7 protein-coding genes and 1 pseudogene are annotated in these 14,935 nt (G+C 48.3%); 7 read left to right on the top strand and 1 reads right to left on the bottom strand.

The genetic code is table 11. The features are described from left to right. Positions 1–2,402 (bottom strand): WD40/YVTN/BNR-like repeat-containing protein (locus ACSV5M_RS18270; RefSeq protein ID WP_439177939.1); only part of this gene is annotated, 2,402 nt, incomplete at its 3' end. Positions 2,403–2,912: 510 nt separating this feature from the next. Here ACSV5M_RS18270 and ACSV5M_RS18265 point away from each other — a divergent pair. The 7 genes and pseudogenes from ACSV5M_RS18265 (at position 2,913) to ACSV5M_RS18235 (ending at position 14,916) form a co-directional block, all read left to right on the top strand. Beyond that, positions 2,913–4,721, top strand: coding sequence for a glycoside hydrolase family 5 protein (locus ACSV5M_RS18265; protein WP_439177937.1), 1,809 nt, complete (start codon positions 2,913–2,915; stop codon positions 4,719–4,721). Between the two features lie 237 nt (positions 4,722–4,958). Then, positions 4,959–8,252 carry a TonB-dependent receptor gene (locus ACSV5M_RS18260; RefSeq protein WP_439177934.1) on the top strand — a complete coding sequence of 1,098 codons (3,294 nt, stop codon included), beginning with the start codon at positions 4,959–4,961 and terminating at the stop codon, positions 8,250–8,252. A 59-nt stretch (positions 8,253–8,311) separates the two neighbouring features. Continuing rightward, positions 8,312–9,823 carry a tryptophan halogenase family protein gene (locus tag ACSV5M_RS18255; protein ID WP_439177933.1) on the top strand — a complete coding sequence of 504 codons (1,512 nt, stop codon included), beginning with the start codon at positions 8,312–8,314 and terminating at the stop codon, positions 9,821–9,823. Between the two features lie 5 nt (positions 9,824–9,828). Next, positions 9,829–11,310 carry a tryptophan 7-halogenase gene (locus ACSV5M_RS18250; RefSeq protein WP_439177931.1) on the top strand — a complete coding sequence of 494 codons (1,482 nt, stop codon included), beginning with the start codon at positions 9,829–9,831 and terminating at the stop codon, positions 11,308–11,310. A gap of 115 nt (positions 11,311–11,425) precedes the next feature. After that, positions 11,426–13,144, top strand: a pseudogene (locus ACSV5M_RS18245) (glycoside hydrolase family 97 catalytic domain-containing protein); the annotation flags it as partial. 6 nt (positions 13,145–13,150) lie between these two features. After that, the gene (locus ACSV5M_RS18240; RefSeq protein WP_439177945.1) at positions 13,151–13,447 is read left to right on the top strand and encodes a glycoside hydrolase family 97 C-terminal domain-containing protein; all 297 of its coding nucleotides are present in this window, start codon (positions 13,151–13,153) and stop codon (positions 13,445–13,447) included. Positions 13,448–13,920: 473 nt separating this feature from the next. Then, the gene (locus tag ACSV5M_RS18235; protein WP_439177930.1) at positions 13,921–14,916 is read left to right on the top strand and encodes a helix-turn-helix domain-containing protein; all 996 of its coding nucleotides are present in this window, start codon (positions 13,921–13,923) and stop codon (positions 14,914–14,916) included. Positions 14,917–14,935: the final 19 nt, after the last annotated feature.

Raw genomic sequence — 14,935 nt, 5'->3', positions numbered from 1 at the left:
AAAAACACCCGGCCAACAATATTGTGATCGGCGGCCAGGGTGCCCATGCCGGCAAACTGGTGTTTGTCGTCATTGATACGCGTCCAGCTGTTGCCTCCATCCTCGGAACGGTGCAGGCCCCACACACCATCAATCACACCAATGACATACACCCAGGCAGAGTAAGCCGCACCGTCTGGTGCCTTACCCAAGGCGATTGAGGTTGCGCCGTACACCTGGGGAGTCTGTGAGGTGGAGCCGGAATCCCAAAGCGATGCGGCGGCGTCCAGTTTGGTCCAGGTCACACCGGAATCAAGCGAATGGAAGATGCTGTGACCATCAACCAGCCACACATCGCCTTCGGCATTCGGATTCACCGCCATGGACGCGGTGCCGAAGAACTCAGGGCGTACACCGAGGCTGGTGAACTGACTGCTGGCGGTGAAGGTATGGCCACCGTCTGTTGAGTAGAAGAGCTGGGGGGTAGGCCCCCACCAACCGCCGCCCGAATCGTAGGCATAGACTTTGTCCTGATTTTGGCGATCGGCGACCAGGCGATAGCTGCGCCCCCAGCCATTCGGTAGCTCTGGCAAGTCGGTGTAGGTCCAACTGGTCCCGTTGTTGGTGGTATAGGCGGGTACCGCATTACTGGGTGCCCAAATGACATGATTGGGTTGCGTTACTGCCACGCTGGCAAAATCGTTTTGATTGGTCAGCCCTTTCGGATGAAGTGTTGGAAAAGCCGTCCAGGTCGCGCCTGAATCCGTTGAATATAAAGCACCCGGATTCGAGCCGCCCCAGTGAGCACTACCGATAGTCGCAATATAGGAAGGTGTATCCCAGGCCATATCGGTACTGATACCGTTCTTGAATCTTGCGCCTGTGGTGCGGACAGGTTTAACCGACAAATCGGTATGCACCAGCGTGCCTACGTCGCCCGAGCTATTCAACAGGCTATAGGAGGCCCCGGGTGGTGGAGTCATGAGTGCCAGGGTGGCAACCTCTTCAATGCCATTGACCATTTCACTCCAGGTTGGCTTGGTCGCAGAAGCATTTTTGGTTTCCCACACCCCACCGCCGTGCACCACCAGAATGTGCTCAGGGTTACCCGGATTAATCTCGATGTCGTCGAGCCAGCCGGTAAAGTCCATATCCGCCGGAATGCGCGGTGTAGATGAACCTATCTCGCGCCAGCTAGCCCCCGCATCGTCTGAAAATTGCACGGTAGGCTTGCCTTCCCATTCCCCCCAGGAGTTAGTAATACCCAACGCAATGCGGGTGGACGAGCCAGTCCCATACACGGAAACACCACCTATCCCAAAATTGTTTGTATAGCTTTTGAGCGGCGTCCAGTTAGTGCCATCAAACTTGTAAAGTGTTGCCGGGCCTTCTGCACCGGGTCCAGTGGTTCTGGTAAAGGCAACGTACATCATGCCGTCCTGGGCGCGCACCCAGTGAGGAATGTGGTAATCCAGCACAGGTGTCGAGACACCGGTCCAGGTCGTGCCGCCGTCAGTCGATTTGTACACCCGGTGGCTCAGGCCTGCCAGGGTGGCATAGTCCGGGGCGATGGCGGTGTAGATAGTCTGCGTGGCGCTGCCGCTTCCCGTGGTAGACGTATCAAAGATCACCTGCTGCACACCGATGGGCGTGCCTTGATCGTTATTAGCAGCATCGATCTGGGGTTGGGTCATCTGTAGCGAGGATAGCGATTGCACCTGCTGCCAGCTCTGCCCATGATCAATACTCTTCCACAAACCGGCGGTACGGGAGCCGTAGAGCAGAATTGAAGGATCATTGGGGTCAACCATCATGCGCTCACCAATCGCGCGACCCCTGTTGTTAGAACCCACCGGGAATGGCAGATCGGCAAACTGCCAGTTATCACCGCGATCAGTGGATATATACAAGCGCCCAAGGTTGGACAGGCTGTTCGCGGTAACGCCGGTGGTCATATACACACGCCGGTCATCAGTGGGGTCCAATGCAATGCTTTCGGCACCTTGGTAGGCGCCTTCGGTTACGCTAAAACCGTCGGTCAAGGGGACCCAGACGGCTGCCGATGCATCCCACCGGTATGAGCCACCAATGTCTGTGCGCGCATAGAGAAGATCCGGCGTAGTGGGGTGGAATACCAGGCCGGGCACGTAACCCCCGCCACCGTATTTCACGTTGGTCATTACTATTGATGATGGCTCGCTGCTTGCCTGGCTTGAGACGCTGCTTTCACTGGTGTTTACCTGTGAGCTGCTATTTGAACCTGCTGATGAAGCCACGCCCATACTACTTGATGATAGTGATGAGCTGGATGATGGGGATGAGGCGGGTGGGGATGAATTGTCGCTGCCGCCACCGCCACATCCAACCAGCATTCCACTGGCAAAGGCCAGGCATAAGGAGAGGATTACTTTCGATTGAGTCATGTTGTACCTTTATTCGTTATTAGTAAGATTCGTTATTAGTAAGCATATTGCTTCCTGGTAAGAAACTCGCGAAGGTCGGCCGTATTCTTTTATAAAGGTGCCCATCAACCGTTATCTAAAACGCAAAAATTTATTGCACGGGTCTATTCCTGTTATTTTTTTTTAGAATTTTGTTAGTGCCAATCAGAAGGGCGCGCCAGCCAGGCCAGCCAGAGAGCTACAAAAAGATATCTGCTTGTCCGAGCCTGCATCGTCGTGTCTACATCCTGTTCCGCTGTGCCTGCACAGCATCATCCTGCCAATCAATATAGTGGGGGCGCGGCTAGCCAACCCCGAAACTACCGCAAAATCAAAAAAAACTTGTACTTTTTGTGTAGTAATAAATTTTTTTAGAAAAGCGTTATTCGAATCTCATTAGCCTTCAATAGGATAGTCGTGACCGTGCTGTATCCAACGGGGTCACAGCCGGAGAGGGGTTTTCTATTAACAATAACTATTGAGATACGCCTTATGAGAATAATAAATACCTGCATCTTGCTCTGTGTCACTTCGCTGTTGCTTGCTTGTGGTGGTTCGGGAGAGGGTACCGAATTACGTTCGAGCAGCATGTCGTCATCGGTTGGTGACAGTTCGTCCAGCCTTGCCGCCTCATCGACAGGTGCCAGCTCATCAGTTAGCGCCGGGCTCTATCCCAACTACAACACTGATCCGGTTGCCCCGGATTCGGCCGGTATGGACAGTGATGCAATGCAAATCGCCAGTAAGATAAAAATGGGGATCAACATTGGCAATACGCTGGAAGCGATCGGTGGGGAGACCAACTGGGGCAACCCGGCAATTTCTGCGGCATATATGAAGCTTATTAAAGACAGCGGTTTTGATGCGGTTCGGCTGCCAGTGGCCTGGGATCAATACTCAAACCAGGAGACAGCAGAAATCAGCGCGGACTGGCTCAACCGTGTGAAACAGGTAGTGCAATACGCTGTAGATAACGAGCTTTATGTCATCGTTAATATTCACTGGGATGGTGGTTGGCTGGATGAAAATATCAATGCCGACATGCAAGCGGCCACAAATGCCAAGCAGAAGGCGTTTTGGGAGCAAATTGCCACCCACCTGCGCGACTTCGATGAGCATCTGCTTTTTGCCAGCGCCAACGAGCCTCCAATAGACGAGGGCGACACCGAAGGAATGGCGATCCTGGATAGCTATCATCAAACCTTTGTCGATACCGTTCGCGCCACAGGCGGAAAAAATGCCTATCGCGTACTCGTGGTACAAGGCCCGTCGACAAATATCGAAACCACTTATGATCTATGGGAGCAAATGCCGAATGATAGTGTGGTCGGCCGGCAGATGGCTGAGATACATTTTTATGGTCCTTTCAATTTTGGCTTAATGGAAGAAGACGAAGATTGGGGGTTGATGTCTTACTATTGGGGTGAGGGTTTTCATTCCACAACCGATACCGAGCGTAATGCAACCTGGGGCGAAGAGGACTGGGTTGATCAACAATTTGATTTGATGAAAACCAAATTTGTCGATCAGGGAATTCCGGTGGTGATGGGTGAATATGGCGCTATTCTCCGGGATAACCTCAGTGGCGATTCACTCGCGTTACATCGCGCATCGCGCGCTTACTTCCACCTCTACGTTACTGAACGTGCTAATTCTTCAGGCATATTGCCCTTCGTGTGGGAGATTGGCTACAGCCCCTTTCCATTGTTCGATCGCGCAACACCTGCTGTAGCAGACCACCAGCTTTTAGATGCGCTGTTAATGGGTGCCGGGAAAGCGAGTAGCAGTGCATCAAGTACGTCCAGCTCAGCGAACAGCTCCAGCTCATCAATAGAAACATCCAGTGCTTCAAGCAGCTCATCCTCCAGCATGAGTAATGAGATCGTGCTTGATACCAGCCCTGGTCGTTGGTGGGTGGATGACGGTGTAGTAAAAAACGAATCTGCCAGCAATATAGAATTCACGCTGAGCAGCGCGGATCAGGCTGTTACCTACGATGCAGATGCGCCGATCAATATGGCCAATGCCATGTTTAACGTTGTACTCAATTTCGATCAGGAGTTTGTTGACAATAGCAGTGGAGGAATGGACGGCATTCTGCAGTTCTTTATCTTTTCTCCCAGCTGGGAAGCCAGCGAATATAAATGTTGGACTGGTTGGGTGTCGCTGGTAGCAGGGCAAGATATAGCTTTCTCTTGCTCGGACTTTAGCATTGAAGATGCGGTAGGCATGGGGCTGCAATTTTTCGCCACAGAGGGTACGGTCATTATAAAAAGCGCGACCATCGAACTGGCTAACTAAACACTGGTTATCATAAAAATAACAGAGTAATAAATTTTCATCTTTATAAAAGATAAGTTCCAATTAATGGTTTTCCTTCGCAGTACGGGAAGGATTATCAGGATTTTATTGCTCCATATTTTTTGGCATAGGAAAAATCACGAAGAGCGTCGCAGGATTGCTCTAAAAATTGTTGCATTAAGATAATAGTTATAAAAGTTATGCACACACATAAACCTAAATCAGGCGGTATTTAGCATGTCAAATAATAACAGCTATGGTTGTTTCAAAAAAACATTGCTGGCAGCCAGCATTATGGCAGTTGGTTCTGCGACCTATGCTGCAGAACCATCCCAGGTTTCAGCTGCAAAACAGAATGAGGATATCGAAGAAGTTGTAGTATCGGGCATTCGTAGAAATATCGAGTCAGCACAAGAGTTGAAGAGAAACGCAAACACGGTAATCGATTCAATCACGGCCGACGAACTAGGTGATTTTCCGGATAAATCGGTTGCCGAAGCCTTGATGCGTGTTCCCGGTGTAATGGTCGAGCGTTTCGCAACGCGCACAGATACCGGCGCATTCTCCGTAGAGCCGTCGGGAGTCCTTATCCGGGGGCTTCCGTTTGTACGAAGTGAATTCAATGGCAGGGATAGTTTTAGTGCAACCTCCAGTCGTGGTTTGAGTTGGGGGGATGTTTCCCCGGAGTTGATGGGCGGTGTTGATATTTATAAAAGCCAAACCGCTGAGCTGATTGAAGGTGGCATCTCCGGTGTGGTCAATCTGAAAACGCGTTTACCGTTTGACCACGATAAGCGAATGAGCGTCCTTACCGTCGCTGGAAATTACAGCGACTTGTCAAAATCGAGCACACCGGAAATCTCAGGCATTCATACAACTCGCTTCGATACAGCTGTGGGAGAGTTCGGGGTCATGGCTAACTTCGCTTACTCGGATGTGGATGCCACATCGCAGAGCTCCAGGATGGCCCGCGTCAACCGTTTCAGAGATGTTTACGCAGAAGACTCTCTGTATTTTATACCCCAGGGTGTATCTTTTTCTGATGGTGAATATAGTCGGCAGCGTACAGGTGCGGCGCTGGCGCTCCAGTGGCAAGACAACGAAGGCCGTTTTCTGGCAACGCTTCAGTACAATCGCTCCCAATATGAAAATACGGCCGAGAGTCGAAGTATCGGGACCAGTTGGTCAGGTTTAGGTGGCGGTGACAGCCTTTTTCTGGAGATCACCGAAGGCGGGACAGGCTCGGGTGCCATTGTGCGGCCTGCCGAAGGCACGGAACCCTTTGCGTTCTCTGAAGACGGTTTATTTGCGCACGGCACCATCGTGCAGGATCACGGTTGGTGGGGCGCCAATAATGCTGCATCTGCACTGGTTGCAGCGAATGCCAATGGTGAACCGCTGGTTGAAACCTGCGCGAGTCTTGATGATTGGGCAGCCTGTGGGGAGGGCGCAGTCCTTACCCCATACATTGGTGCAAATTTTGAAACTGGCGCAGACGTAAGTGATTCAAAAAGTGTTACGGAAGATTTCGGATTTAACTTTAAATGGAATGTCACCGACAGACTCCATGCCAATTTCGATGTGCAGTACATCAACTCTACTTTGGACGAGTATCGCCTCAATACAGGGTTAAAAAGCTGGGCAAATGCCGAGATTGATTTGCGCAATGATCTGAACCGAGTGACCTTGCACAGTCCTACCAACATCAATCTCCTGGATGCAGGGCAGGGTATCTACGCCAATCCCAACGGTTATTATCCAAGCCATGTTCTGGAGTTTCTTGGTGATAACGAGGGCGAGGAATTTGCTACCAGAGCAGACTTTATTTTTGACGTCGATTCGGGCTTTGTGGAGCGCATAAAGGCGGGTGTGAGATACGCTGATCGTGATCAACAGGTCAACCAGGCCAGTGGTTGGCATGCCATGTCTACTTCCTGGAACAATAATGCAGCCTGGTTCAACATTGATAGCCCTGCTCACACAGGAGAATTCGATGGCGAGGAATATACCTTTAACGGCTATACCGATGCCTGGATGGTCGACAAATGGAGATCGAATTACGGCAGCGTGAGCATTGCCGATGGCAGTGAGTTATTTGTATTCCCGAATACAGACACCATGCGGGACTGGAAGTACACGAATAGTGCTGCGGCGACGGGTCAGCCGGTGAATGGCTTTATTCCGATATGCTCCAATACCGGAACGCGTATAGATGAAGTTGAAGGTACCTGTTTCCGCCCCAACGAATCATTAAACGTGACAGAGGTATCTGAAGCGTTTTATGTGCAAATTGATTTTGGTGGAGAGGATCTACAATTATTTGGCCGACCTGTCAGCGGTAATATCGGTGCTCGCTATGTGAAGACGGATGTAACCAGTGTCGGTGGAGAGCAGTTCCCCGAATACGATCTGGCAAGTCGCCCTTGTGAAGCAACTCAACCGTCAGATCCCGATGCCCCGGAGACCCGCCCTCCAGTACCGAATACGGTCACCTGTTATCTGGATGGTGAGGATATTGCGTTTATGAACAATGGAGGAAATCTCGGAACATCCTCGGCAACGCACCATAATTTATTGCCGAGTTTGAACGTCAAGTATGACGTAACAGACAATTTTGTAACGCGTATAGCAGTTTCAAGGGCGATGTCCAGGCCGGATATAGGCAGTCTGCGTAATTATATTAATGTAGGTGCCGACCTACCCAGTGTTAATGATGAGACGGGATCATTGTGGGTAAAAGACAGTAATGGAGAAATTGTTGGCGCTAACGTCAGTTACCGCGCGGATGCTTCCAATCCATTTCTGAAACCGACCATTGCAGATCAAGCGGATATCAGCTTTGAATATTACTCCGGTCCCAACAGCGCATCATTAGCACTGTTTACAAAATCTTTTGATGATTATATCCAGACTGGAACCTATATTCGTGAGATGACCAATAACGGCATTACAAAAGATGTTGTGATTGACGGGCCAGTGAATGGCGATGGTGCTAAAGTCCAGGGTTTTGAAGTGCAGGGAACGCATTTGTTTGATTATTTACCGGGTGCCTGGGGTGGTCTCGGTGTTCAGGCTAACTATACCTACATTGAGAACAAAGGTATCCAGAATACCGGCGTCAATAGTTCATCGGACGACGGTTCCAGTGGTTCCAGTGGTGCATCGGATCGCGTGCAGGTAGATCAGCTTGAAGGTCTGTCCAAAGACGCCTACAACGTCAGCATGTTCTATGAGCGAAATAAATTGTCTGCACGGTTATCGTATAACTGGCGTGCTGAATACCTCGTGACTGTGCAGGACTGTTGTATTGGAACGCCCGTTTGGCAGGATGACTATGGTCAACTTGATGCATCCATTCGTTATCGTATTAACGATATGATTGAACTGAGTTTGTCCGGAAGTAATCTGACCGATGAAAAGGCGCTATTGACGCAACAGATGGAGAATAGCGCAGACGGCGGCAAGCGTTTGAAATATTCCATCAACCAGAGTGATACCCGGTATACCCTGAGCCTGCGGATGCAATTCTAGGTCGGCCACTGATGGGGCTAACATCTTCCAGTGTTAGCTCTATCTTTTTGGAGTCAGTTATGCAGCAACCTTTTACAATAATAATAGTGGGAGGCGGGACAGCGGGTTGGATGACAGCGGCTGCTATTTCGTCGTGCTATAAAGATCGATCCCGCTTTCAAATTATTTTGATTGAATCTGAGGACATTGGAAGTGTTGGTGTCGGTGAGGCAACCTTACCCTCGATAAAAAGTTTCAATGATCAGCTGGGTATCAGTGAGCCGGAAATGATGAGGCGAACCCAGGCAACGTTCAAACTCGGAATTAAATTTCTGGACTGGGGGCGGACAGGAAATAGTTATATCCATCCCTTTGGCCTTTATGGCGGCCCTAATAATACCTCCGAATTTTATCAGTGCTGGGCTCAGACAAGCACAAGACGATCAATTCCTGAGCTCGCACGATATTCCTTTGCTGTTCAATTATGTGAAAATAACGGATTTAAATTCCCATCCCAAAATACTCAAGATGTCGCTAGCACCTTCTCCTATGCGTATCATTTTGACGCGACCTTATATGCCCGGTTTTTGAGAGAGATAAGTGAGAATGCGGGTGTCCGCCGGATCAATGGTATTGTTGATGCCGTCCGGAATGATCCGGACACAGGCAATATCACGTCGGTTGTTCTGAAAGATGGGCAGGAATTCAGTGGTGATTTTTTTATAGATTGCTCCGGGTTTCGCTCCTTGTTGCTGCAGAAGAACCTGGGTGCCGAATTTGAAGACTGGTCGCATTGGTTACTATGTGACAGAGCCATCGCCGTTCAATCCGGTCAGCAACAGGATATACCACCCTATACAACATCAACTGCGAAGGAGGGCGGATGGCAATGGCGTATTCCACTACAGCATAGAGCCGGGAATGGTTATGTGTATTGTAGCAATGCCATCAGCGATGATGAGGCTTATGACTCCCTGTTAAAAAATATCCACGGCGATGTGTTAACAGAGCCCAGATTTATCACGTTCAAGACGGGGCGCTACAAAAAATCCTGGAGTAAAAATTGCGTTGCTATTGGTTTGTCGAGCGGGTTTCTGGAGCCCTTGGAATCTACCAGTATTTACCTGATACATATTGCCATTGTTTGCCTGTTGCGCCTTTTCCCTGCACACGCTAATAAACGTTATGCTGCTTTGTCCGATGAGTACAATCGCCTCATCGACAATGAGTATGAACGAATCCGCGATTTCCTTATTCTTCACTATCACATGAACGAACGCACGGATTCTGAGTTGTGGCGACATTGTCGCACTATGCAAGTGCCGGAAAGCCTCTCGCAAAAAATAGATCTATTCAAACGGCGCGGGTATTCCGAAAGCTTCAAATACGGCCTATTCAGCACGCCCAGCTGGCTTGCCGTTCTTCATGGGCAAGGACTGCAGCAGGCGGGGGTTGACCCTTTTATCTCTTCTATTCCCGCCGAGCAGCTTGATTCGTTGCTTGAGGAGGTGAGCAATATGATTGACCAGGGTCTGGTGGATTTATCTAACCACGGGCAGTTCGTCAAAGCATATTGTGCTTTGAAAGAGTGATGGATATGAACAATCAAATCAGAAGTGTTGCAATTGTTGGTCGGGACCTCGATGGCTGGATGACGGCGTTCTTCCTGAAGTCCGTGCTCGACAAATCAAGAGGCGGGTACGATATTACCTTTATAGACCTTGGCACCCAACTCACTGCGCACGATTTTTATGCCGTTCTTCCCAGCTATAAAATGTTGCATAAGACCTTGGGAGCAAACGAGGAAAAATTGCGGGCAACGGCAAAGGCGAGTGTCTATTTTGGTCAGAGGTTTTCTGGCTGGAACCCGGACCTGCCTGATTATTTTCACGCCTATGATCGCCACGGTATTGATTTTAACGGGGTTGATTTCTTTCAATACTGGATAAAAGCGGCCCAAAATGGACTAAAACTTCCGTTGGAAGAATTTTCCCTGGGTGTGGCAGCGGCCAAACATCGGCGCTTTGTTGCGGGGGCGGATGAGAGTGGTTTTTCTCATGCGGCGCACGGTTATCATCTCAGTGCAAGTGAATATGTTGATGCCATCGCTCGTGCAGCAAAAAATGCTGGTGTTAAACACATAACGGAATATCTCGAATCAATTCATCGTAATGATGAACAAATAGAGTCCCTGGAGTTGCAAGATGGCACCGTTATAAAAGCCGATTTTTATATTGATGCATCCGGTTCCGACGCACGCCTTATTGGCGCCTTGTCTGATAAAAACTCTGATCAACACATCGAAAGCTGGGATCATTGGTTTCATTGTGATCGGATAGTTACCGCGTCGAGTGGTCCTCTTTCACCGACGCCGGCCTTTAGCCAGATTACGGCACTTTCCAATGGCTGGTGTGGCCTGTATCCTCTGCAAAATCGTACCGCTGTACAAGCATTGTACTCTTCCGAATACACAGAACTCGATAAAGTTGCGGAAGAAATAAAAACCCGTATGGGTGCAGAGATTCACGATGCTGGCGAACGAAAGATAAAATGCCGCATATTAAAACGCCCCTGGATCGGGAATTGTTTGGCCGTAGGCAGTGCGGCGGCGGTTCTGGAACCGCTGGATGCGTTGCAGCAACATGCGTTGGTTATCAGCATTGTCATGCTGAGGCAATTATTTCCAAACAGCGAAGAGTACGACAACGAACGAAAGGTTTATAACAATAAGATTCGCTCGTTTATTGAAAACTTACGCAACTTTCAACTCGCTCATTACGCATTAAATTCCAGAAAAGAACCGTTTTGGCAGGCGTGTCGAGGCGCTGATATTCCCGATGCCCTGGCGAGAAAAGTGGCATTATTTAAAGATTATGGTTATGCCTCAATTCTGGAAGACGAAACCTTTCAGGAAGAAAACTGGATCAGTGTTTTCAATGGCCATGGACTAACACCCGCGTCTTATAGCCCCTTGGTTGATAACATGGAAGAAGCCGACATGATAAGAGGCTTCCAGAAAATACTGGCTACGATTAAAAATAAAATAGAATCATCATCGGTAATGGATAATTACAGATAATTATTGCTGAATAACGAAAGGTGATTATCTCAGGGGCTCCGCTGGTATAAGAAGACGCGTAGTAGCGTATAGAAAACGCTATATATAATTTTCAATATTTGTGAGATGAGTGACGATGTTAAAAGTAGTTTTATTTTTGTTGGTTATAGCAACGCCATCTATTGGTATTGCCGATGTTATCAATCTTGGCTCTCCTGACGGGAGGGTTTCCGTTTCCATTATTAATAATGAGAAAGGCCTGAGCTACCAGGTTAAGGTCGATGATAAGTTGATTATTAATGATTCTTCGTTGGGATTGATTATTGATGATATCCCGGTAGGGGCATCAAAGATGGAGTTCCTCAGGGAAACACGTACGGAAATCAGGGATTATGTTGAGTTGGTGGCCGGGAGAACAAAAACGGTTAACGATTTTTATAATGCTGCACTTCTCCGCTTCTCGGATTCAGCACAGACGAAGTATAAGCTGGATATTGCGATCAGGGTGTACGACGAGGGTGTGGCAATCAGGTACATATTGCCGAGCTAGGAAGGCTTGAGTGAATTTACTATTCAAAATGAATTAACGCGCTTTTCATTTGCCGCAGATTACACCTGCTTCGGCTTGAATTTAGGGAAATTCGCAAACAGTCATGAAGGAGAATTCGATCCAATCAAGGCGTCACGTATCCGCGAACATAATCTCTATGATAATCCACTGGTTTGTAAGACAGGCAGAGGGCAGGGCGTTTTTGCATTGGCGGAGTCTGATGTGCGCGATTATCCCGGCAGTTGGTTTATTGGGCGCGGTGACGGAGGTTTGGGTGTGGATGTGCGCCTGACCCCGCGCTTTGATAGTAGACCAGACGGACTGAACAAAGCGGCGGTGCGCGCACGCATGACTGCCGCGGGGGTTGTATCGCCCTGGCGCGTAATCATGTTGGGTGATAATCCGGGTAGCCTGACTGAATCATCGTTAATCGCTGTATTGGGCGCACCCTCCGAGGTTAAAGATACCAGTTGGATCAAGCCGGGAAAGGTGGCCTGGGATTGGTGGAATGACAATCAGGTTGTTCTGGAGGATGCCGGTGTCACACCTGGAATGAATACGGAAACCTACAAAGCTTATATTGATTTTGCCGCTACGCTTGGGCTGGAATATATTCTGATTGATTCCGGGTGGCACGAAGGTGCTGCATGGACCAGTTCACCCGGTGCCGACCTTTTAAAGCCGATTCCATCAATGGATATGCCAGAGATACTGCGCTATGCCGCAAGTAAAGGGGTAGGTGTGTGGTTATGGGTTCAGTGGCAACAACTGGATTGGCAAATGGAAGAAGCGTTAAGCACTTATAAAAAGTGGGGCATCAAAGGTATCAAAGTGGATTTTATGGATCGCTCTGACCAAGAGATGGTGAATTATTATCACAAGCTTCTTCAGACGACGGCCAAATACAACATCATGGTCAATCTTCATGGTGCCTATCCACCCAACGGGTTGGTCAGAACCTATCCTCATTACTTGACCCAGGAGGGTGTCATGGGAGCGGAATATAACAAGTGGAGTTCACGAGTAACCGCGACGCACAATGTAACGCTGCCATTTACCCGTATGATCCTGGGCCCTATTGACTATACGCCGGGGGGATTTCGGCATACGACACCGGAAGAATTTCCGCAGCTGCGCCGCAATACCCTGCCTTATGTAAAAACCACGCGAGGCCATGGTTTGGCGATGTTTGTCGTTTACGACAGCCCGTTGCAGATGCTGGCGGATTCCCCGATAACCTACAGCAAAACCGATGGAAAATGGCCCCAGCCAGAAAATGAATGGGCTGATGGATTGGAATTTATTAAAGATGTGCCAGTGACCTGGGACGAAACCAGAATACTTCAGGGTGATATCGGCGAGTACATTGTTTCAGCCCGTCGGAAAGGAAAGGATTGGTATATTGGTGCCATGACGAATGAAGCAGGGCGCACGCTCAAGGTCCCGCTGGACTTTTTAGGTGATGGATCATATACGACAACAATCTGGCAGGATGGAAAAACGCCCTCATCAGTTAAACGACACCTCGTCGAGAAAACAGGTAAGCATACTCTGAAATTGTCTCTGGCTCCGTCTGGTGGTGCCGTGGTTCAGCTCATAAAAAGATAGTCTATTTGTAGCACCACAACTGTGGAGGGATCTCATGGTTGTGGTTTACTGCTGTAAGCTCCGCTTGATTGAATTGCCCGCCCTGTCCACTCCCCCCAATATTCCGAGTTGCGTGGATCTTAAAAAAGAGTTTAGTATTGTTTAGCTCCGCTGCAGCAAAAAGGTTTCGTGCTAGAATCTATAATTAAAATAATTTCGGGTTATAATGCTTTGGTTGTGGCATGGTAATTGCTCGTCAAGCTTAAATTGAACCAATAACAGAACCTATAAATAAAACCTATAAATAGAAGAGAAGGCAATTATTACCTCTTTCTCCATGGCATTTGTAGAGGTGAAACTTGATTGGCAAAGAATGGTTGCGATCCAGATTATTATATTTCTATATTGTGTTATTCCTTCTAACGTCTGTTGGATTTATTGTCTGCTTTCAATACGCGCACCCGTCTCTTACCGTTTTTGCTGAAGGAAAAATATTGGAAGATTGGTCATTGGTCTCATATCATGATCAAGAATCAACCCTACATTACGAGCAAAGCCCCTCTTCAATTGATGCGGAATTTACGCTATCCAGTGCTGCCAAGCAGCCTAACGCAGGAGTTGCGCTGCATATTGAGAAGGGTATTGACGGGTTTGCTAATCTTTCCGATTTTAGTACGGCTACTATTTCACTAAAGTGTTCATTCGGTAATACCTTATATTTTGGCTTGTCCTTTCATGATGTAAAAGTTACTCAGAGGCATAATCCGCTCACTTATAGAAGCGCTGGTGTGTTTATCGATTGTGATACAGAGTGGCGCGACATATCAGTGAAGCTGGATTCTCTTGAGATTCCCGTGTGGTGGCTTCACATGTTTGGTTACAAGGCCTCGGAAAATAAATACGACCTGAATAAAGTGATCCGGGTTTATCTTGAATCCAGTTACGATAGTCCACTAGACGTCAGTTCCAAATTTTATGTTTCTAACATTTCCTTTTCCGGGCAAAGAGACGGCGTGTTACCCGCCTTTGCATTCTTTGCCGCGCTTATATGGTTAGTTTGTGGTGCCTGGACCATAAAGAAATATTCGGGCCAAAAGTCTCGCGAACAAGAGATTAAACAGGAACTAAAATATGAACAATTAACCTTAAATCCCGCGCGCGAGAGGGATAAGCAGCTAATTATTGACTACATATCAAAGAATTTTGCAGATCCCGATATCGACAATAGTTCGGTTTGTAAGGCCGTCGGCGTCAGCCGAACCAGGGTTAATGAGGTGTTAAAGACTGAATATGGCGCCACATTTACTAACTATATTAATAAATTACGGCTTGTGGAGGCATCAAGGTTGCTGACCGAAAAGCCGGAAGCGCAGATAACAGAAATCGCCTATATAGTCGGTTTTAAAAACATTTCTTATTTTAACAAGCTTTTCAAAGAACAATTCGGATCAACGCCGAAGGAAGTCCGGGGAAGGCGAGCTTCCCAATAAATTTTCTGCACAAAACCAA

Origin of the sequence: Cellvibrio sp. ARAG 10.3 (assembly GCF_051846955.1) — a bacterium.
GTDB lineage: Bacteria > Pseudomonadota > Gammaproteobacteria > Pseudomonadales > Cellvibrionaceae > Cellvibrio.
Note: the sequence above shows the minus strand (reverse complement) of the source record. Positions and strands in the feature narration are given on the sequence as shown.